Consider the following 19,810-nt stretch of genomic DNA (forward strand, 5'->3'; position numbering starts at 1 on the left):
CAGGGGCCCGGCCGGGGGGGCTTCGCCATGTCGCTTGCGACGATCGATCTTGTGATCCTCGGCATCTATGCCGTCTTCATCTTTGGCCTGGCCCAGTGGGTCTCGCGGAACACGTCCGGCGGAGCCAAGACCTCGACGGACTATTTTCTGGCGTCCAAAAACCTTCCCTGGTGGGCGATCGGGGCCTCGCTGATCGCGGCCAATATCTCGGCCGAACAGATCATCGGCATGAGCGGCTCGGGCTATGTCATCGGCCTGGGCATCGCGGCCTATGAGTGGATGGCGGCGCTGACGCTGCTGATCGTGGGCAAGTATTTCCTGCCGATCTTCATCCGCAATGACATCGTCACCATGCCGCAGTTCCTGCAGCAGCGGTACGGGCCGACGATCCGCAATGTCATGGCCCTGTTCTGGCTGCTCCTCTACGTCTTCGTCAACGTCACCTCGATCCTCTGGCTGGGGTCGATCGCGGTGAATACTGTCACGGGTCTTGACCAGACCTATGCGATCGTGGCGATCGGCATCTTCGCCCTGGCCTATCAGCTCTGGGGCGGTCTCAAGGCCGTGGCCCTGACCGATATTGTCCAGGTGGCCCTGCTGGTCGCCGGCGGACTGATCATCGGCTTCATCGCGCTCAGCGAAATCGGTGGGGCGTCGGGGGCGCTCGGCGGGTTCAACATCCTGCTGACGGAGTTTCCAGAGAAGTTCGACATGATCCTGTCGCCGGACAATCCTAACTTCAACGAGCTGCCCGGGATCGCCGTTCTGCTGGGCGGGCTGTGGGTGATGAACATCAGTTACTGGGGCTTCAACCAGTACATCATCCAGCGGGCGCTTGCCGCCCGGTCGATCGGTGAAGCCCAGAAAGGCATCGCCTTCGCCGCCTATCTGAAGCTGTTGATGCCCGTGATCGTGGTCCTGCCGGGCATGGCGGCGCTCGTGCTGGCCCCGGCCCTGTCGGCTCCGGATCAGGCCTATCCGACGATGATGAACCTGTTGCCTGCGGGTCTGAAAGGGCTGGTCTTTGCGGCCTTGATCGCGGCCATCGTCGCCTCCCTTGCATCCAAGGTGAATTCGATCTCGACCATCTTCACGCTCGACCTCTACGCCAAAGCCAACAAGGCCGCCTCGGACCGACATCTGGTGACGGTCGGCCGGTTCGCGGCCTTCGCCGCCATGCTGATCGGGGTGCTGACGGCGCGGCCCCTGCTGGGCAATTTCGAGCAGGGTTTCCAGTTCATCCAGGAGTTCACCGGCTTCTTCACGCCCGGTATCGTCGTCATCTTCATTCTCGGCCTGTTCTGGGGCCGGGCGTCCGAGGCCGGGGCCCTGACGGGAGCAATCCTGTCGGTGGTGCTTTCGGGGGTGTTCTGGTGGCTGCAATACGCCGACATCTTCGCCTTCCCCTTCATGAACCGCGTCGGGGTGGTGTTCCTTGCGTCGCTGGCCGCTGCCGTCGTGGTTTCGCTGATGTCGCCGCCCCGGGAAGGGACAATGCAGATCCGGTTCGACGGAGTGTCCTACAGAACCTCGACCGGGTTCAATATCGCCGGGGTCGGCGTGATCCTGTTCCTGATCGCCGTCTATGCCATCTGGTGGTGAGATGAGCGCTGTCTCGCCCGACGACGGGGCCGTTCTGATCGGCCTCGACTGGGGGACCAGCAATCTGCGTGTCCTGAGGATCGGGCCGAACGGGACGGTTCTGGCCGCGCGCTCGGATCCGCGCGGGGCGGGGGCTCTGGAGTCGGAGGCCTTCTCGCGCGTGCTCGGGGAGGTCGCCGGGGCGTGGCTTGAGGAAGGCCTTCCAGTGCTGGCCTGCGGCATGGTGGGCGCGCGCGGAAAGTGGCGGGAGATGCCCTATCTCGCCGCTCCGGCGACCCTGCAGGACCTCGCCGCCGGCCTTGCCTCGCCTGCAGACCGGGCGGACGTCCGGTTGGTGCCCGGTCTCAAGACGGTCGCTGATGGCCTGATGGTCGATGTCATGCGCGGCGAGGAGACCCAGGTCATGGGCCTCGACCTGACGCCGGGTCTCCACCGCATCGTTGCGCCTGGCACCCATTCCAAATGGATCACCGCCCGACCGGGGGAGGTGCTGTCATGCCAGACCTTCATGACCGGGGAGCTGTTTTCGGCCATCCGCAAGGGGACGATCCTCGGCGCCGGGATGGGCGAGGCGGGAGCGGATGCAGCGGCGTTCGCCGCCGGCGTCCGGCGCGCCCTGGCGGAGCCTGCCCTGACCGCCACCCTGTTTTCCGTCCGCGTCGAGAGACTGGCCGGCCGGCTGGGTGATCCCGCCGCTGCGGACTACCTGTCGGGGATACTGATCGGTGCCGAGGTCGCGACCCGGATGGACGATCCCCAGGGGCCCGTCACCCTGGTTGGAACCACAGCCCTGAACGACCGCTATGCCACAGCGCTCAGGATTGCCGGCTTTTCCGAAGTCCGGACGGCGGACGGAGCGGCCGCCACGGCCCGGGGGCTTTGGCGCATCCATGAGGCGAGTCGAATGATTCGTACGCTCGATACCCTGCCCGTGATCGCGATCCTGCGGGGCCTCAACCCCGCCGAGGCGGTCGCTGTCGGCGAGGCCATCGTCGCGGCCGGTCTGGTCTGTCTGGAGGTCCCGCTCAACTCGCCGCGTCCGCTGGAGAGTATCCGGCTGTTGAGGGCGGCGCTGGACGGCCGTGCCCTGGTCGGGGCGGGGACGGTGCTGAGTGTCGAGGCGGCCCAGGCCGTGGCTGACGCCGGCGGCCAGATGATCATCTCGCCCAACACCAATCCCGCGGTGATCCGGGAGTCCAGACGGCTGGGCCTGCTGTCAATTCCGGGCTTCTTCACGCCGTCCGAAGCCTTTGCCGCGCTGGACGCCGGGGCTGACGCGCTGAAATTGTTCCCTGCGGAAGTGGCGGGGCCGCAGGGCCTCAGAGCCGTGCGGGCGGTCTTGCCTGCGGAGACGCGGGTCTATGCCGTGGGCGGGGCCAGCCCCGAAGACGTTCCGCTGTGGACCTCGGCCGGAGCCTCGGGATTCGGTGTCGGGTCGGCGATCTTCAAACCCGGCTTCGCTCCGGCCGAGGTCGGGGCCCGCGCCCGTGCGTTCGCCGAGGCCTGGATTTCCGCGACCGACACCAGACCGGGCAAGCCGTGATCACGGAGAGTCCGCAGGTGTGACCCGGTCCGTCAGCTCACGGACGAGCGAGGCCGCGGCCGCCTCGTCGAGATCCTGGACATGCGGACTGTGGAGCCCACCGCCGCCGGCGGTGTCGATCCGCACCGTGACAAGGCCGAGCAGGCGCTGGATCGGGCCGCGACGAATGGTGATCGCCTGCACATTTCCGTAGGGCACAGTCCAGTCACGGCCGGTCAGGACTCCGCGCGTGACCTGAATGCTGGTCTCAGCGAGATGGTAGCGATGAAAGCGCGGGCGGAGCACGGCGACCGCGAGGGGCACGATCAGGGTCAGCAGAAGCAGGGCCGCAGGCAGGAACACCGTCGCCGCCAGTCCCACGATGCCGACAGCGAGAATCAGGGGGGCACCTAGCCCGCCCAGCCGGTGCGACGCGGAGACGGGCTGCAACCCTGACCGCTCGAACGGCGGGAGGCCGGCAAGGTCCACGAGTGGGGCGATTTCCGCCGGCCTCGCAAAGGGGGCCAGTTCCTGCCGACCCGACGCTTCATCGCTGCCGCCCAGGGTCTGCACCTTGAAAGCCCGCCAGCCCAGCCGTCCGCTGAGGGCCCCGCGTTCGACCAGACCCAGCTGAATTTGACGCTGAGCCACAACCACCTCGGTCCGGGTCAGCAGGCCCCGCCGATAGCGAAAGCGCGCGCCGGTGTGGGACAGGGTGAACCCGAAGTTCCGCAGGACCGTGCGCACGACACCTGCCAGCAGACCGAGCACCAGGGCGGCTCCGGCCGCGCCGAACAGCACCGGGGCGTTCAGGCGCGACTGCACCTCGCGTTCGGCCGCCCCGTACAGATCCAGCCACTGTTCGCGATCGTAGCCAAGCGCCTGGTCGAAGTACTGGAGGAGGCCGAAAATGGCGACGATCCAGACAAGGGAGAACTTGAACAGCCCGGAAAAGAGCAGCCGCCCGAACCCCAGCCGGAAGACGGTGGTCTCGGCCTCGTCCGCGAGGTCGCCCGGTTGCCCGCTGCGGTGCCCGTCGATGGTGGCACCGTCCCCGACCTGGTTTCCGCCGGCGCGGATGCTGCGGAGCACGGCGCGCAGTCGATGCGCCTCCGCCAGGCTGACGCTGTCGAGCAGGCCTTCGTCGGCCTCGCCGCCACCGGTCTCGATCCGCACCTGCGCCAGACCGAGGACGCGCGACAGGGGGCCCTGGGTGATCGAGACGTCCTGGATGCGTTCGGCCGGGATCGACCGGCGGGTTCGCCGGATCAGGCCGCGTTCGATGACCAACTGCCCCGGCAGGATCTGATAGGTGAAAAAGTGCCACGCCAGCCAGCTCGACAGAACGGCGATCGTCGCCACCAGCACAAAAACCATGGCGAGCAGGCCGAGCGGGACGCTGCGCCCCTGTGACCAGGCCAGAACCAGGGGCAGCAGGCCGACGATGGCCGACGGCGACCCTTTCAGGGACCGGATCAGCACGGTCCGTGGATCCAGCCGTCGCGGCGGCACGGGCGCATCGTCGGTCGGGGGGACGGCGGTGCTCACCAGGGCGTGTCGCTGATCCGGGCGCGGATCGCGTCGCGGATGCTTTCGGCGCGTTCGCGGGAGATGCCCGGCAGGACGACCAGACTGTTCTCGGTGCCGGCCGTGTGCAGGCTGAGGGTGGCAACCCCCGCGCCGCGTTCGATCGGGCCCTGGCTGACATCGATATGCTGTACGCGGGAGACGGGCACGATGGTGTGCACCCGCACCAGCCACCCGCTGGCTACGTGAAGCTCGCGCCCGGTGAAGGCATAGCCCCAGCGCCGCCATCGCCCCGGCACAAGGTAGAAGATCGAGATAAGGCCGAACATCAGGACCGGTCCGGCCACCACGCCCGGCGGGAATTCCATCCGCCACTGCAGTCCGGCGTCGGCCACCGCTGCCATTGCGGCGAGAACCAGCCAGCCGAGGGCCGACCGGATGCGCAGAACGCGCAGGTAGCCGCGCTCCAGGGGCTGCAAAGAAACAGGGTCAGGGGCCATCGCTGTCCCTTATGCGCCTGCGCGGCCTTCGGCCTCAAGCGGTCCGGATCAGTCCATCCAGTGTGGGGGCCTCGCTGCGGCTGTCGGGAAACACCCGGGTGTCGAGTGCGGACCGGTCCACGCCCAGGTGGTCGCGCAGCACGCCCTTGAAGATCGACCGCACGTCGAGGGTCGGGGCCAGGTCGCGATCTTCAAACAACCGGTTGTCGGCGAGGGTGGGCCAGTCGCCGATGGGCCCACCGCGCCGGATCGCGCCGCCCGCCAGAAGCAGGGACGAAGCCGTGCCGTGATCGGTGCCGCCTGTGCCGTTCGCCCGGGCTGTCCGGCCGAACTCGGTGGCGACAATCAGCACGGTCCGGTCCCAGTCCGCGGCAAGACCGGTCCTTAACCCGCCGATCAGGCTGTCGAGGCCCCGAAGCCGTGTTTGCAGCTGGCCGACCTGACCGGCGTGGGTGTCCCAGCCATCGACCGAAAGGGCCACGACATCTGCGCCGTCTTCACCAGCCATCAGTTGCGCCACCGACCGTCCCATGCCGGCGATGTCGCTGCGACGGAGCGGGCTGGTCCCGTCCCCCATGGCCATGGCCCGGGCTTCGGTTTCCAGGCCTCGCGCGAGGCTCTGGCCCAGAAGCGGGTCGTCGACATAGAGGTCCTGAAGGAGGGACGCGATGCGGTCTTCACCCCTGACCCGACCCCCGGGGGCCCAGCTGGAGGTCTGCGCAGTTCCCCGCAGGATCAGCGGTGTCTGTGCCCCGATCGACAGACCCCTGAGCCCGGGTTGACCGGCTGCCGCAACGATCGCCCGGTTCAACCAGCCGTCGGATTGTGATGCCAGGCTTTCGCCGCCGGTTTCCAGAATGTCCTGCGCATCGAAATGGGATCGCACCCGCACCGGAATGGCCACGGCGGGCGCGAACCGCATCTGCCCGGCTGAATGCAGCTCGTGCAGAGTGGTCAGGGCGGGATGCAGGCCGAAGCCCTGCTCAAGCGACAGGGCCCCGCCGGGCTCACCCGGCCCCGGCATCGCAAGGGCACCCCGCAGGGCCTGATAGGCGGGGTCGCCCCATGGCACAGTCACGGACAGACCGTCCATGGCACCGCGCGCGAGGATCACGACCAGCTTCTGCCGTTCAGCCCCTGTTTGCGCGCCCGTTCGGCCAGCGAAAGCCAGCCCGATTCCTGCGGTCAGTCCGCCGAGCAACAGGCGTCGGTTCAGAGGGGGCAGGACGGTCATCGGCGCTGGAACTCCGGGGACATCAGGAACAGGGTCAGGGCTTCGGTGCGGCTCTCTGCGCGGGCCACGGCCAGCCGCGTCCGCTCGGACAGTCGTGCCCCGAGCGCCGCGGCCGCCACGACGTTCGGCTCGTCGACGCGCGCTGCCCCGCTGACCTCCGTGGCCCAGTTCAGCCGTTTGACCAGCGCATCCGGACCGGTCCAGTCGGCCGCCATGTCAGGCCAACCCTCGGGAGAAGGGGGGCTGAAGGCGGGGTGCCCCATCCGGTCCAGGGCCTGCTGCAGCGGCTTGACCTGGCGTGGTCGCGTTCCCAAAGCCCGGTGGGTCGAGATCACGAACTCATAGGGCGTCTTCATCTTGGCGGGGTGGGGATGCCAGGCCTCGGGCGACATCACGAGCGTTCGGGCCACGCGCGCCAGATTTCCCCCCGACCGGATCCAGGTCGTCGCCAGCCGCTCGACCAGAGCCGGCGGCGGATCATCCGCCACAAAATGAGTGGCGATCTTCCGGGATAGCCGGCGGGCCGTCTCGGGCCGGTTGGCCAGATCGCGCAGGACCGACAGGCCCTGTTCCGCCCCGGTGTCTGCGTGGGCCCGCCCCAGGATCGTGCGCTCGCCCGGCTCGTGGACGAGGGGGCGGAAGACCGCTCCGTGTCCCCCCGCCCCGACATCATCCGCGCGCATTGGCCCGTTGCCATCCCGTGCGGACGGGATGGTCCAGCCGGTCAGAGCCCGCGCGAGCTCGGTCACATCGTTCTGGCTATAGCCACCGTCAGAGCCCAGCGTGTGCAGCTCCAGAATCTCGCGTGCGAGATTCTCGTTCAACCCAGCGCGCCGTCGGGTGCCGGCTCGACTGTTCGGTCCGACGGAGCGGGCCTGGTCGAGGTAGATCAGCATGGCCGGATGGGTATCGGCAGCGATCACCAAATCCTCGAAACGCGCAAACACATGGGGCCGAATGGCTTCGCGCTCATAGGAGCCGACGACGATCGAGGACGGAAACCGGCTCGCCGAGACCGTGAAGACATTGGCCCAGAACAGGGCCCAGCGTTCGGAAAAGCCGGCATCCGTTGTCGCTCCCAGCGTCGCGCGCGCGAGGAATTCGCCAGCGGTTCCCTGCGCAAGCGCACGTCGGCTTTCACGACGGGCGTCGAAGGCGGCGCGTGCCTGCGCCGCATCGGCGTCCGCGACGGTGGTCACGACCGGGATTGCGGCATTGACCGCTGCTCGCGCCCTCTCGCGGGCCCTCTGACCTTCGTTCTGATAGTCCCGCCAAGCCTGCAACCGCGCGGGCGAGTTGGCCAGGGGCCCCGCCGGAAGGGGGGCACCATCCGCCCGGATCTGGGCGTTCAGCCAGCCGCGGGGGTCGAGCGCCACCGTCTCGATCTCTCCAGCCCGGGCACCCAGGCCGAAGCGGGTAAGGGCGATGGCCGCGTCCAGCTGTGCGTCGTTGTGAGGGGGCATGGTCCATCCTCGCCGGTCAGGCCGTATTCTTCCAACGCCTCGTGACGGATTCTCCGTCGGTCCCGCGACCTGATCCCGGTCGATGGCCAACGAGAGACGTCAGCTTTCCGGTCTTGTCAGTCAAGAAACGCGCATTTCCAAACGGAAATAGCACTTTGGTTCTGATTCCGGGAGAGCAAATCAACGAGCGCTCTGAGGACAAAGACTGTTCTGATCGCCCAACATTTACTGCTTAGCTAAAGCTTAACCATATACTTGTTAGTCAAGGGGTGGGTCAGTTGAATATAAGTATTTCTACTTAGTGCTGTTTTTATCATGCACGCAACATAAAGGCTTCGGGATACAGCTCATGAGATTCACACTGCTTGCAGGCGCGGCTCTGTGCGCTTTGCTTTCCGGTTCGCCGGCCGCGGCCCAGACGACGTCGGCGGATCAGAACGAACTCGCTTCCCTGATCCGTGCCCAGGCCGGTGAAATCGCTGCCCTGCGTGCCCGGCTGGATGCCATGGAAGCGGGGGTTCCGGTGGCGACGGCCCCGGCTCAGGCTCCGGCCTCGTCCACGGCTCTCCAGGTTCCCGGTCTGGTGCGTTCAGAGGTGGTGGGTGATGACGTACCCTCCCAGACCTTTGCGACCAACATCGTGAGGCCCGGTCCAGCGGATCAGTCCGTCGGCCAGGCCCGGGCTGACGCCATCAATGCCGCCGGTGTCACGACGGAGTGGCGGGGCGGCCTGCCGATCTTCCGGTCCCCGGACGGCACCTTCGTCTTCAAGATGCGGGGCCGTATAATCAGCCATGCCAGCACAACTTTTGGCTCTGATTATGATGGGCGCAACATCACGACCACGGGCCTGCGTGCGGCGCGGATCGGGATCGAGGGGGCAGCGGGCCCGAACTTCTTCTACCAGTTCGAAAACGACTTCGGCGACAATGTTTCCGACATCGGCACCGCCTTCGTCGGCTGGCGCGATACCCTGGGCGACGACCTGTCCTACGACGTGCGCTTCGGCAATATGTTCAACGATCGCAGCTTCGAGGGATCCGGTGGATCCGATGCGCCGCCTTTCCTCGAGCGCAACGTCGTCGCGACCGCGATCATCCCCCAGCGAGGCTTCTACGGCATCGCCCTGATGCCGCGGCTGTTCTGGGACGGCGGCCACGCCTCGCTGACGGTCAGCGGCGACTTCGTCGACAATCGCCAACAGGCGTCAGACACCCGTACGGTCATGGGCCGCATCCACCTGAATCCGGTCAAGTCCGACCGGTCGGTGCTGCACCTCGGCCTCTGGGGATTCGACGAGCAACTGGCCGAGGGTGCCGGGGCCCTGACGCGCAATACGGTCATCGGCGGGCGCTTCAACGGTGCCCTCCGGGTCTCCAGCGGGACTCTCGCCGGTGGCAAGAGCACCCGCGGTTATGGAGCTGAGCTCGGCGGCTACGTCGGCGGGCTCTGGCTGATGGGCGAAGCAGGCAGCCGGGATGCGGCGCTGGATGGGGGACGGCCCGACTTCGAGAGCAGGGCCTGGAGCCTGTCGACCGGCTATTTCCTGACCGGCGAGCTGCCGCCCTACAATGCGCGCCTCGGCACCTTCGCCCAGCCTCGCGTCCTGCGGCCCGCCCTGCGCGGTGGTCCCGGTGCGGTCGAGGTTCTGGCCCGCTATGAGAACATCGACTACTCGGGCGTCCCGACCGCCGGCGATGGCTGGGCGGCTACCGCCGGGGTCAACTGGTATCTGGACAACGTGATCCGGCTCCAGTTCAACCTGATCCACTGGAACGCCAACAACCGCTCGGGTGCCTATATCGGCGAGGACACAGGCCAGACCGTCAGCGGGGGCATCGGCGTCACCTTCTGACACGTGCCTGACAATCGCCGAGGCCGTTCAGGCCCCTTGCCACTCCTCGCGGTTTGGCAAGGGGCCTTGAGGCATTCTGATCGACCGGCAGAACGTTTCCTGCAGGCCGGGAACCCTTTCGTGACAACAAGATGCTGAGACGAGAAAGTCTAGCCCAGGTTCGGGAAACAGGCCTCGGCCGTCACACGCTCCGGGAAGGCCGGGACAATGTTCGCAATCGGACTGTTGAACGCAAGGTCCAGGTTCACCCGGCTCATATCGGCGACACCGTAGCAGGTCTGGTTTCGGGCGATCGCGACACCACTGGCGGGGACGGTGATCCCCATGGTCGCGGCCCGCTGCAGGGCGAAGGCGCTCGCCTCGACATCGGTGTCGCAATCCGGGCTGCCGATCGCGACGCACCGGGCGGCGTGGGACGCCGCTTCCTGAATCGCCTGGCTGGTCCACAGGAAGCGGTTGCCCTCAATCACCATGAGTATCACGGCGATCAGCAATGGGGCGACCATGGCGAATTCCACGGCCGTGGCACCGCGCCGGTCCCTTAGCAGGCCGTGGATCAGGCTCATTTGAGCCGCACCGTCACCGACTGCCGAATGATCCGGTCCTCCAGAAAGGGGTGCGGAGAGATCATGGGGTCGAAGGTGTGCTCGGCCGTGAGGGTCACATAGTAGCCCGAGGTCGCACCACCGGGGCAGGGTGCGCCGCAGCTGGCGGCGGCGGAATAGGCGGCCGGCAGCCCGCTGACGCAGACGCAGGACCGGGCGGCGGGAACCGCGCTGCAGGCATTCGTGGTGCCATTGCAGGTGATGGTGGTCCGGACGGCCCCGCCCGGTACCCGGGCCGACGCATTGAGGAAGGTGGCCAGGGTGGCGGTGTCGACCGGGCCGGCCTCGCGCCGGTTGTAGGTCACCAGGGCCGCCTGCTCGGCAGCCGATGCGATCCTGCCCGTCTGGGCGAGGTAGAAGCCGAAGTCGATCGACATCAGTAGGGGGACAAGGGCGAAGACGCTCCACAGGGCGAATTCGACGGCGACGGCCCCATCCGCGGCCTTGCGCCAGCGCTGCCAGAACGGGGGGCGGGTCATCGGATCAGGGTCGCATTGCCGGAACTGGTCGCGGCACCGCCCAGTCCCGGGCAAATGGAGGTCGCGGATGGGCCACTGGTTACCGTCACCGAGCGGGCAATGAGGGTGAAGCAACTGCTGTTCATCCCGGCACCCCCGCTCAGGGTAAAATTAGAATCGGGAAAGTACAGTGTGCCGGAATAGCTTCCCTGGGCCCCGCCGCCAAAGCTGGTCGCCGTGGTCGTCAGGCTTGCGAACAGAATACCCGGTATGCCCCAGGTCGAGCCCTCGCCGGGAGCGGCAAGGTTGATTCCGGCCCCCCCGGCGTAGGTCAGCTGGTCCTTCAGGATGAAGGTCACATCGGTTCCGGTGATGGATCCGCCGGTTGTGTTGGTGAAGGCTCCATTGATCAGATACAGGCCCCGACCCAGAATGACCGTACCCCGCAGGTCGAGGTCGCCGTTGATGTGGTGGGTGGCGGTCTCTCCGATCTCGAGGGTCGATCCCCCCTGGGTCACGATACTCCCGGCCGTGCTGAAGCGACCATGGCCGAAGCGCAGCTCTCCCCCGCCGGCCAGTTCTATGCCCTTGCCGCCCGATGCGCCGATGGTGACGTCGCCGGCCCCGACCGTCATGCGAGCGCCGCCCCCGTTGATGTTCAGCGGGCCGTCGACGTCCAGATCTCCGGCGCCGATGATCAGGCTTGAGCCGCCGCCGACGGTGACCCGTCCCAGATAGTGCCGCCCGGCCCCGAGGGTCATGGAGGTCCCGCCGCCCAGGGTGATGGGTGCGGCGATCGAAACCGGCCCGTCGCCGATGATCAGCTTGCCACCGCCGCCGATGTTTACACTGCCGCTGACGGTGACCACAGACGGGCCCTGGATGGTCAGGGTGAGGCTATTGGTGTTCAGGTTCCTGAAGTTGTAGGTGCCGGGCGGGAAGGTCCATGTCCCGTTGACCATGGTTACGGTCCGGTTCTGGAAGGTCATCGTCGTCGGATACCAGCCCAGCGTGAGGTCATTGCCTGTCGGAACGGTCGGCCGGACCGGCGTCGCCGGCGACCCGAGGGCGGCGAACGCGGCGGTGAGCCGCGCGTCACCGGCCAGGGGGTCGGCGACCGTGACGCTGCGTTGGCTCCGTGTTCCCGTGATACCGCTGCCGGGCTCCACGGATGCCGTGCCGCCATAGGTGACGTCCGTGCCGCTGACGGTGCTGCCGCCCCCGACCGTCAGGTTGTCCGTGGTGGAAAAGGATTGCGCGGTGATCCGCGATCCTCCGGTGACACTGGTCAGGTCGTTGGACACCACCGCGCAGCCCCGCGCGGTGAGGGACGCTCCGCCACTGAGGCGCAGGCCGGAGCCACCACTGTCCAGCGCCAGAATGCAGGCGGGAGTCGAGGCCGAGGGGAGAGAGGCCACACCGGTCGACTGCACCGTATAGCTGGCGTTGCTTCTCAGGATCCGGGCGAAATGGAGCGGGATGGTCGAGCGGACATCCACGCGGATCACATCGGTGCCGGACCCTTCATAATTCTCGATGAACCGGGCCGTCACGCGGCTGGTCGCGACGCCGTTGGCGTTGGCGATATCGGTGGCCGTGGCCAAAAGGGCCGCCTGGCTGCGGTTCGCGGCATAGGCGGTCGCGCCGCCCAGCGCGGCCATGTCCGCCGTGCGCTGGTTCGCCAGAAGGCCGACATAGCCCTGGCCAAGCTCCACCGACAGGGCGATGGCACCGATCATGGCGATCAGGCCGAAGGCCCCGACAACGCTGACGCTGCCCTCTGTCGCGGACAGGGGGCGACGCAGCCATGGAGGGGCCGTGGTCGGCGACCAGGACGTCCGGAAGGCCATGTTGCCGCTCATCTTGCAGACAGGAGAGTGACTGCGAGCGGCACTATTCAGGCGAGAGGGTAACAAGGGCTTAAGGTTGTTGGCGTGCGACAATCTGGATGAAACCGCTTTCCAGCCTGCAGGTCTGCCACCCGAAGCGGTCTGGCTCTTTGCCGCAGGTCATGCCACTTTCATAGTCAGACTGACTTGAAGAGTGTTCAATGACGGCGCGTACCCTGAGGCCCCCGGGCGGCGTGGTGGCCACCCCGCACCCGGTTGGCGATCTGCTCAACCTCCAGGCCGCGCGCGATCCCGATGCGCCCGCCTTGACCTGCGAGGGCGTGACGCTGTCCCGTCTTGAACTGGCGATGCGGGTTAACCGGCGGGCGCGCGTGCTGTCCGCTCTGGGCGTGGGGCAGGGGGATTTCGTCGCCATCGTCCTGCCCAATGGGGCCGCGTTTCTGGAGATCGCCTATGCGGTCTGGGCCGTAGGCGCTGTGCCCGCGCCGCTGTCGCACAGACTGGCGGATGGCGAGCTGGCCGCCATTCTGGACCTGCTCGACCCCCGTCTCGTCGTCATTGAGGAGGCGGGGCGCGCCGCCGGCCGGCCGGCGGTCCCGGCAGAGGACACCTATGATCCCGCCATCGACGCTTCGCCCCTGCCGGCGGTAGCCTCGCCCTGTCTCAAGGCGATCGCGAGCGGTGGCAGCACCGGCCGGCCCAAGGTCATTGTCGACAGTGCGCCCGCGCTGAACGATCCCGACATGCCGGTGCTGGCCATGCGGCCGGGTGATGTCGTGCTGAACCCGGGCCCGCTGTACCATTCGGCCCCGTTCGGGGTGAATGTGATGGCGCTGGGCTGGGGGCTCCATGTCGTCATCATGCCGAGGTTCGACGCGCTGGAGACCCTGAGGCTGATCGAGCGGCACCGGGTCAGCTGGCTGTTCCAGGTGCCGACGATGATGCACCGCATCTGGACCGCGCCGGGGCGGGAGCGGTTCGATGTCTCCTCGCTGCAGGCCGTGTTGCACATCGCGGCGCCGTGCCCGGTCTGGCTGAAGCGGGCGTGGATTGACTGGGTCGGGGCCGGCGCCATCTGGGAAATCTATACGGGCACGGAATTGATGGGAGGGACCGCCATCAACGGCGTGGACTGGCTGGAACGGCCGGGCTCGGTCGGGCGCGTGCTGCCGGGATACCGGATGCGGGTCCTGGACGGTGAGGGGCGGGACTGTCCGCCGGGCGAGATCGGGGAGGTCTATTTCCTGCCCGATCGGGGGCAGGGGGCGACCTATCGCTATATCGGGGCCGAGGCCCGGTCGTCCGGCGACTGGGAGACGTTCGGCGACATGGGTCATGTCGACGCCGACGGCTTTCTGTTTCTGGCCGATCGGCGGGTGGATCTGATCGTGTCGGGCGGGGCCAATATCTATCCGGCCGAGGTGGAGGCGGCGATCGACGCCTTCCCGGGGGTGCTGTGCAGCGTCGTGATCGGCCTGCCGGACGCCGATCTGGGACAGCGGGCCCATGCGATCGTCGAGACAGAGGGCGTCCTCGACGAGGACGCTCTGGCCGCCTTCCTGACGGCGCGACTGGCCCCCTACAAACGTCCTCGATCCTTCGAGGGAACGCGGGAAACCCTGCGCGACGACGCCGGCAAGGTGCGGCGTCAGGCCCTGCGGGAGGCCCGGCTGAACCGCGCCAACGGGCCACATGCACAAAAGCTTGCGTAACGAGACTTAGTCATTGGACGGTCCGTTTAGGGATGGTATCGTAACGAAACTCACTGGGGCTAAAGGCCTCTCGAACGATCTGGAGGATGCCGTGGGCATCGAACGTACCGGCGCGGGGCGCGCGGCTTTCAAGGTCTCCCTGACGTCTGCGGATCACCCCTATATGTCGGGGCCCTGGACGCCCCAGCATCAGGAGTTTGATGCCGAGGACATGGTGGTGATCGGAACCCTCCCGACCGACATCGACGGCGTCTATGTCCGCAATACCGAGAACCCGGTGCACGAGCCGATCGGGCGCTATCACCCGTTCGACGGCGACGGCATGCTGCATGTCATGGCGCTGCGCGACGGCAAGGCGACCTATCGCAACCGCTTTGTCCGGACCAAGGGCTTTCAGGCCGAACAGGAGGCCGGACGCGCTCTGTGGGCCGGTCTGGCCGAAAACCCCGCGAAGTCCGAACGGCCCGGCTGGGGCGCTCACGGCGGGCTGAAGGATTCGTCGTCGACGGATGTGATCATCCATGCCGGCGCGATCCTGTCGACCTTCTACCAGTGCGGCGAAGCCTACCGGATGGATCCCTATACGCTGGAGCCTCTGGGGACCGACACCTGGTGTCCGCCGCAGGGCATCTCGGCCCATCCGAAGGTCGATGAGCGGACCGGCGAGCTGCTGTTCTTCAACTATTCCAAGACCGCGCCCTATATGCACTACGGCGTCGTCGGGGCCGACAATGTGCTGAAGCACCTGACGCCGATCACCCTGCCGGGGCCGCGCCTGCCGCACGACATGGCGTTCACGACGAACTACTCGATCCTGAACGACTTCCCGCTGTTCTGGGACCCGGCGCTGCTGGAGCGCGGCGTGCATGTGTCGCGCTTCTATCCCGAAATGAAGAGCCGCTTCGGGATCCTGCCGCGCTTCGGCACCGATGCCGACGTCCGCTGGTTCGAGGCGGAGCCGACCTATGTGCTGCACTTCCTGAACGCCTGGGAGGACGGCGACGCCATCGTGATGGACGGCTATTTCCAGCATGACCCGGTGCCCGAGACGAGCCCGGACGCCTGGCCGGGTCATGAGCGGCTGATGACCTTCCTCGATCAGGCGATGATCAAGCCGAAGCTGCACCGCTGGCGCTTCGACCTGACGACGGGGCTGACGACCGAGACCCAGCTGGACGACCGCACCCTCGAGTTCGGCATCATCAACAACCAGTATGCGGGGGTGAAGTACCGCTACGCCTACAGCGCCGTGCCCAAGCCCGGCTGGTTCCTGTTCACCGGCGTGGTCAAGCATGACATGGACTCCGGTGAAAGCTGGACCCTCGATTTCGGGCCGGAGCGCTATGGCTCCGAACCCGCCTTCGCCCCGCGGGTGGGGGCGACGGAGGAGGACGACGGCTATCTGATCACGTTCATCAGTGACATGATCGAGGACCGGTCCGAATGCGTGATCTATGATGCGCGCAAGCTGGCGGACGGTCCGGTCTGCCGGATCATCCTGCCCGGCCGGATGTCCAGCGGCACCCACGCGACCTGGTCGCAGGGCGAGACCATCCGGGCGGCGCGAGACAAGGTGAAGGTGGGAGGCGGCGTGTGACCTATATCCTCGGCGGCTGGCAGTCGGACTTCGCCAAGAACTGGGCCCGTGAGGGCATGGAGATCGCCGACGGCTTTTCCGAGGTGCTGGGCGATGGGCTGGCCTCGGTCGATCTGGAGCCCGGCGACATCGACGTGGGTCACGTGGGTAATTTCGTTGGCGAACTGTTCGCGGGACAGGGTCTGCTGGGCGGCTTCTTCGCCCAGGCCGACGCCCGGTTCGACGGCCTGCCGACGTCCCGGCACGAGGCGGCCTGCGCCTCGGGGAGCATCGCCATCCTTGCGGCCTGCGCCGACATTGAGTCCGGCCGCTACGGGACGGCCGCCGTTCTCGGCCTTGAGATGATGCGCAATGTTCCCGGCGTGACCGCCGCTGCGCACCTGGGGGCGGCGGCCTGGACGGGCCATGAGTTCGGGGACGCCACCTATGTCTGGCCCCGGGCCTTCTCCGATCTGACGGATGAGTATGACGCCCGGTACGGGATCGACGAGCGGCATCTGCGCCGGATCTCGGAGATCAATTTCGGGAATGCGAAGACCAATCCCAACGCCCAGACCCGCAGCTGGGGCTTCACCAATCTGAGCTTCACCGATGACGATGAGGCCAATCCGGTGATCGAGGGCCGGGTGCGCAAGACCGACTGCGGCCAGGTCACCGACGGGGCGGCGATGATCGTGCTCGCCTCGCCCGAACGCGCCGCCGACTATGCGAGACGGCGCGGCGTACCGCTGGACAGCCTGCCGCGGATCCTCGGCTGGGGGCATCGGTCGGCGCCGATCAGCTACCGATCCAAGGTCGAGGCCAGCGCGGCCGACGCCTATGTCTTTCCGCAGGTCCGGCGCGCCATCGAGGAGGCGAGAGGCCGCGCGGGGATCGGGCTGGACGGGATCGACGCGGTCGAGACGCACGACTGTTTCTCGATGACGGAATACATGGCCATCGACCACCTCGGGCTGACCGCCCCGGGTGAGAGCTGGAAGGCGATCGAGGCGGGCGACATCGAGATCGGCGGCAGGCTTCCGATCAATCCGTCCGGCGGGCTGATCGGATGCGGCCATCCGGTGGGGGCGACCGGGGTGCGGATGGCTCTTGATGCGTTTCGCCAGACGACGGGGACGGCGGGAGACAATCAGGTCGAGGGGGCGAAGACTGTCCAGACCCTCAACATCGGCGGCTCCACCACGACGACCGTCAGCATGGTGATCGGCACCGCGGCCTGACCGCTCAGACGGTGGTTGCGACGACGTCGGGCGGCACGGGCGTCTCATAGAGGCGCTCCACCTCTGCCCGGCGGCGATCCAGAACGGCGCGCCGGTTGATACTGCCCTTGTCGGACACCTCGTGCGCGTTCGGGTCGGGTGGGGTCAGGAGCAGCGACAGCCGTTCGATCCGACGGCTGGCCCCCGAGACGCTGCGGTTGTGGATGTCCAGACGGGCCTGCAGCGCCGCCGCGAGGGCACCGGAGCCGATCGCCTCCGCCAGCGGCAATCCCGTCTCGGCCTGGACTCCGTCCGGAGACGGCCAGACCAGCAGGCACAGGCAGGGGCGGTTGTCATCGGCCAGAACAACCTCGGTGACGAGGGGCGAAAGGGCGCGCAGGGCGGCCTCGCGCATTTCCCCGCCGGAGACCCAGGCCCCGGTCGCCAGTTTGAATTCCTCGGCCAGCCGCCCGGCAAAGGCGAGGCCGCGATCGGGGTCCTGCGGATCGATGAACCGGGTCAGGTCGCCGGTGCGATAGAAGCCTTCCTCGTCGAAGGCGGCGGCGCTTCGTTCGGGATCGTCATGATAGCCGCGGGTCACGGTGGCTCCCCGGACGCGGAGCTCGTAGCGCTCGCCATTGGGCACCAGTTTGATCGTCGGGCCGGGCAGGGGCAGGCCCAGCCCCACGGTCTCGGTATAGTCGTAGATGGCCATGAAGCCGGAGGTCGTCTCGGTGGCCCCGTAGCCGGAGATCATCAGGATCCGGTGTCCGGTGTGCGCGATGGCCATCCTCTGCAGCCGGTCGGACAGGGCCTGCGACAGGGCGGCACCGCCGTAGAGCATGAGGCGCAGCTCGGAAAAGAAGGTCGCCTGGAAGGCCGGATCCGCTTCCAGTGCATCGACCAGAAGCGCGAACCCGGCGGGAACATTGACGTAGTAGCGGACCGGCCGCTCCTTCAGGTTCCGGATCGACAGGTCGAACAGGCCGGGCACGGGCTTGCCGTCGTCCAGATACATGTGGCCGCCGGTCATCAGGACGGCACGAAGAATGCCCGCCCCGGCCGCATGGTGCCACGGCATCCAGTTGAGCATCTCGCTGGTCCATTCCAGACCGCTCAGCTGCAGGTTGGCCGCATTGTTGGCCGCGATATTGGCCAGCGACGTCGGCACCGCCTTGGGCAGGCCGGTCGAGCCGGAGGTCAGCAGGAACTGCACCGTGCCGGCGGCGGTCAGGCCGTCGATGGACGCGGCGACCGCCGGCGTCATTGGGGTCGCCAGCACCTCGGCCAGCGGGATGGTCGGACGCGTGAACACCTCCGGCGTGCCGGTGATGATGGTGAGGTCGCGCAAATCGATGGCGTTGAGACCGGCCGCCAACGGACGGGCATCCTCCACGAACAGCACAGTCGGCTTCAGAAGCTTCAGCACGTGCCGGAGTCGGGCCAGATCTCCGCCCATCAGGGCCAGCTGGGGACTGACCGGCGCGCTGGGCACGCCGACCGCCATGGTCCCGAAGATGAAGGCGGCCATGGCGACGGAGTTGGCCCCCATCATCAGGACGGGACCGGGCGTCGGGTGGTCGATCAGCCACTGGGAGACGGCATCGCACTGACGCTTCAGCTCGCCGTAGCGGGCGGTCTGCCAGTCGCCGGTGCCGCCCTCGCGGCGGGACAGGGCCGGCGCATCGGGCCGGGCGGCGGCGATGGCACCGAGGACCCGGGGCAGGTTCCAGTCGTGCTCGGCCAAGGGCACGCGAGAGGCGATCAGGATGGTCCCGTCCGGACGCCGCTCGACCTCCAGATCGATCGGCAGGAGTTGCGCATCGCGATAGGGCGCGTCGGCAATGGCGGCGGTCCGGTCGGTCATCAGGATCCGTGCTCCTCGACGCGTTTGGGCGGCATGGGAACAAAGCCGCTGGTGCGGGCAATGTATGCCTCATAGTCCGGCCGCGTCCTGCGCATACGGTTCTCGGTGGTCGGTGCGCCCGACCATTTCATCAGGGTCCAGGTCAGAAGCGCCGGGCCGACGACGGCGAACAGGCCCGGCGTCGTCTCGGCCGCGATCAGCCAAAGGCCCCACCAGGCGCAGGCATCACCGAAATAGTTGGGATGACGCGTATAGCGCCACAGACCCGTGTCCAGCACCTGACCGGCCTTGGTCGGGTCCTTGCGGAACCGGGTCAGCTGCCAGTCGCCGATGCTTTCGAAGGTGACGCCGAATACGGTCAGGGCGGCCCCGATCCAGGCGACGGGACCGACCGGGGGTAGGCCCGCGATCTGGCCCAGCTGGACCGGCAGGCAGACGATGAACAGCAGGGGGGCCTGGGTCAGGAAGACCATGGTCAGGGAGGCCCGGGCGAAGCTGAGCCCCTGTTTCGTCTCGGCCCGACCGAGCAGCGCCTTGTAGCGACGATCCGGCCCGTGATCGGCCCAGCGCCACAGCATATAGCCCCCCAGACGGAGGCCCCAGAGGGCGCACAGACCCACCAGCAGGGCCTTGCGGGTCGGGTCGCCCTCCGGCGTCATGAACCATGTGGCTATTGCAACGATCACCATGTTCAGCGCCCAGAAGGCATCGACATAGGTCACGTCACGCAGCTTCAGACCGACCAGCCAGAGGGCGATCATCAGGGCGAAGACGACGACGGCATTGGTCGCGAGCAGGATCAGGATATCTTGCAACATG

15 protein-coding genes are annotated in these 19,810 nt (G+C 67.4%); 6 read left to right on the forward strand and 9 right to left on the reverse strand.

Translation table 11 applies throughout. The features are described 5' to 3' along the window. Nucleotides 1-27 precede the first annotated feature (27 nt). A complete protein-coding gene (locus tag SJY26_RS08380) occupies nucleotides 28-1,602 on the forward strand; it encodes a sodium/sugar symporter (RefSeq protein WP_396595675.1) in 1,575 nt (524 codons plus the stop codon). A 1-nt stretch (nucleotide 1,603) separates the two neighbouring features. Further along, nucleotides 1,604-3,145 (forward strand): 2-dehydro-3-deoxy-6-phosphogalactonate aldolase, encoded by a 1,542-nt coding sequence (locus SJY26_RS08385; protein WP_396592606.1) that lies wholly within the window; start codon nucleotides 1,604-1,606, stop codon nucleotides 3,143-3,145. Here SJY26_RS08385 and SJY26_RS08390 read toward each other — a convergent pair whose 3' ends face one another. The 4 genes from SJY26_RS08390 to SJY26_RS08405 are packed head-to-tail and all read right to left on the reverse strand — an operon-like array spanning nucleotide 3,146 to nucleotide 7,848. After that, on the reverse strand, nucleotides 3,146-4,672 hold the full coding sequence (locus SJY26_RS08390; protein ID WP_396592607.1) for a PH domain-containing protein: 1,527 nt from the start codon (nucleotides 4,670-4,672) through the stop codon (nucleotides 3,146-3,148). After that, nucleotides 4,669-5,151 (reverse strand): PH domain-containing protein, encoded by a 483-nt coding sequence (locus SJY26_RS08395; RefSeq protein WP_396592608.1) that lies wholly within the window; start codon nucleotides 5,149-5,151, stop codon nucleotides 4,669-4,671. The genes SJY26_RS08390 and SJY26_RS08395 overlap by 4 nt, the downstream gene beginning before the upstream one ends. Before the next feature lie 34 nt (nucleotides 5,152-5,185). Continuing rightward, the gene (locus tag SJY26_RS08400; RefSeq protein WP_396592609.1) at nucleotides 5,186-6,385 is read right to left on the reverse strand and encodes a DUF1501 domain-containing protein; all 1,200 of its coding nucleotides are present in this window, start codon (nucleotides 6,383-6,385) and stop codon (nucleotides 5,186-5,188) included. Beyond that, complete coding sequence (locus tag SJY26_RS08405) at nucleotides 6,382-7,848, reverse strand: DUF1800 family protein (RefSeq protein ID WP_396592610.1); 1,467 nt, start codon at nucleotides 7,846-7,848, stop codon at nucleotides 6,382-6,384. Before SJY26_RS08405 ends, SJY26_RS08400 begins: the two co-directional genes overlap by 4 nt. Nucleotides 7,849-8,197: 349 nt before the next feature. Between SJY26_RS08405 and SJY26_RS08410 the strand changes: the two genes are divergently transcribed. Continuing rightward, on the forward strand, nucleotides 8,198-9,703 hold the full coding sequence (locus SJY26_RS08410) for an OprO/OprP family phosphate-selective porin (protein WP_396592611.1): 1,506 nt from the start codon (nucleotides 8,198-8,200) through the stop codon (nucleotides 9,701-9,703). 149 nt (nucleotides 9,704-9,852) lie between these two features. Here the strand turns inward: SJY26_RS08410 and SJY26_RS08415 are convergent, their stop codons facing one another. The 3 genes from SJY26_RS08415 to SJY26_RS08425 are packed head-to-tail and all read right to left on the reverse strand — an operon-like array spanning nucleotide 9,853 to nucleotide 12,628. Continuing rightward, nucleotides 9,853-10,269 (reverse strand): TadE/TadG family type IV pilus assembly protein, encoded by a 417-nt coding sequence (locus tag SJY26_RS08415; RefSeq protein WP_396592612.1) that lies wholly within the window; start codon nucleotides 10,267-10,269, stop codon nucleotides 9,853-9,855. Beyond that, nucleotides 10,266-10,787 (reverse strand): TadE/TadG family type IV pilus assembly protein, encoded by a 522-nt coding sequence (locus SJY26_RS08420; RefSeq protein ID WP_396592613.1) that lies wholly within the window; start codon nucleotides 10,785-10,787, stop codon nucleotides 10,266-10,268. Before SJY26_RS08420 ends, SJY26_RS08415 begins: the two co-directional genes overlap by 4 nt. Continuing rightward, nucleotides 10,784-12,628, reverse strand: a complete 1,845-nt coding sequence (locus SJY26_RS08425; protein WP_396592614.1) for a hypothetical protein — start codon at nucleotides 12,626-12,628, stop codon at nucleotides 10,784-10,786. Before SJY26_RS08425 ends, SJY26_RS08420 begins: the two co-directional genes overlap by 4 nt. 188 nt (nucleotides 12,629-12,816) lie before the next feature. On the opposite strand from SJY26_RS08425, the gene SJY26_RS08430 reads away from it, so the two are divergent. The 3 genes from SJY26_RS08430 (at nucleotide 12,817) to SJY26_RS08440 (ending at nucleotide 17,145) form a co-directional block, all read left to right on the forward strand. After that, a complete protein-coding gene (locus SJY26_RS08430; protein WP_396592615.1) occupies nucleotides 12,817-14,328 on the forward strand; it encodes an AMP-binding protein in 1,512 nt (503 codons plus the stop codon). Between the two features lie 91 nt (nucleotides 14,329-14,419). After that, a complete protein-coding gene (locus SJY26_RS08435; RefSeq protein WP_396592616.1) occupies nucleotides 14,420-15,925 on the forward strand; it encodes a carotenoid oxygenase family protein in 1,506 nt (501 codons plus the stop codon). Continuing rightward, nucleotides 15,922-17,145 (forward strand): acetyl-CoA acetyltransferase, encoded by a 1,224-nt coding sequence (locus tag SJY26_RS08440; RefSeq protein WP_396592617.1) that lies wholly within the window; start codon nucleotides 15,922-15,924, stop codon nucleotides 17,143-17,145. The genes SJY26_RS08435 and SJY26_RS08440 overlap by 4 nt, the downstream gene beginning before the upstream one ends. 4 nt (nucleotides 17,146-17,149) lie before the next feature. On the opposite strand, the gene SJY26_RS08445 is transcribed toward SJY26_RS08440, so the two are convergent. Together SJY26_RS08445 and SJY26_RS08450 are read right to left on the reverse strand one after the other, a co-directional pair. Further along, nucleotides 17,150-18,991 carry an AMP-binding protein gene (locus SJY26_RS08445; protein WP_396592618.1) on the reverse strand — a complete coding sequence of 614 codons (1,842 nt, stop codon included), beginning with the start codon at nucleotides 18,989-18,991 and terminating at the stop codon, nucleotides 17,150-17,152. Next, on the reverse strand, nucleotides 18,991-19,809 hold the full coding sequence (locus SJY26_RS08450; RefSeq protein ID WP_396592619.1) for a DUF1295 domain-containing protein: 819 nt from the start codon (nucleotides 19,807-19,809) through the stop codon (nucleotides 18,991-18,993). Before SJY26_RS08450 ends, SJY26_RS08445 begins: the two co-directional genes overlap by 1 nt. Nucleotide 19,810 lies beyond the last annotated feature (1 nt).

The sequence above is a fragment of the Brevundimonas sp. R86498 genome, assembly GCF_044598075.1.
Lineage (GTDB): Bacteria > Pseudomonadota > Alphaproteobacteria > Caulobacterales > Caulobacteraceae > Brevundimonas.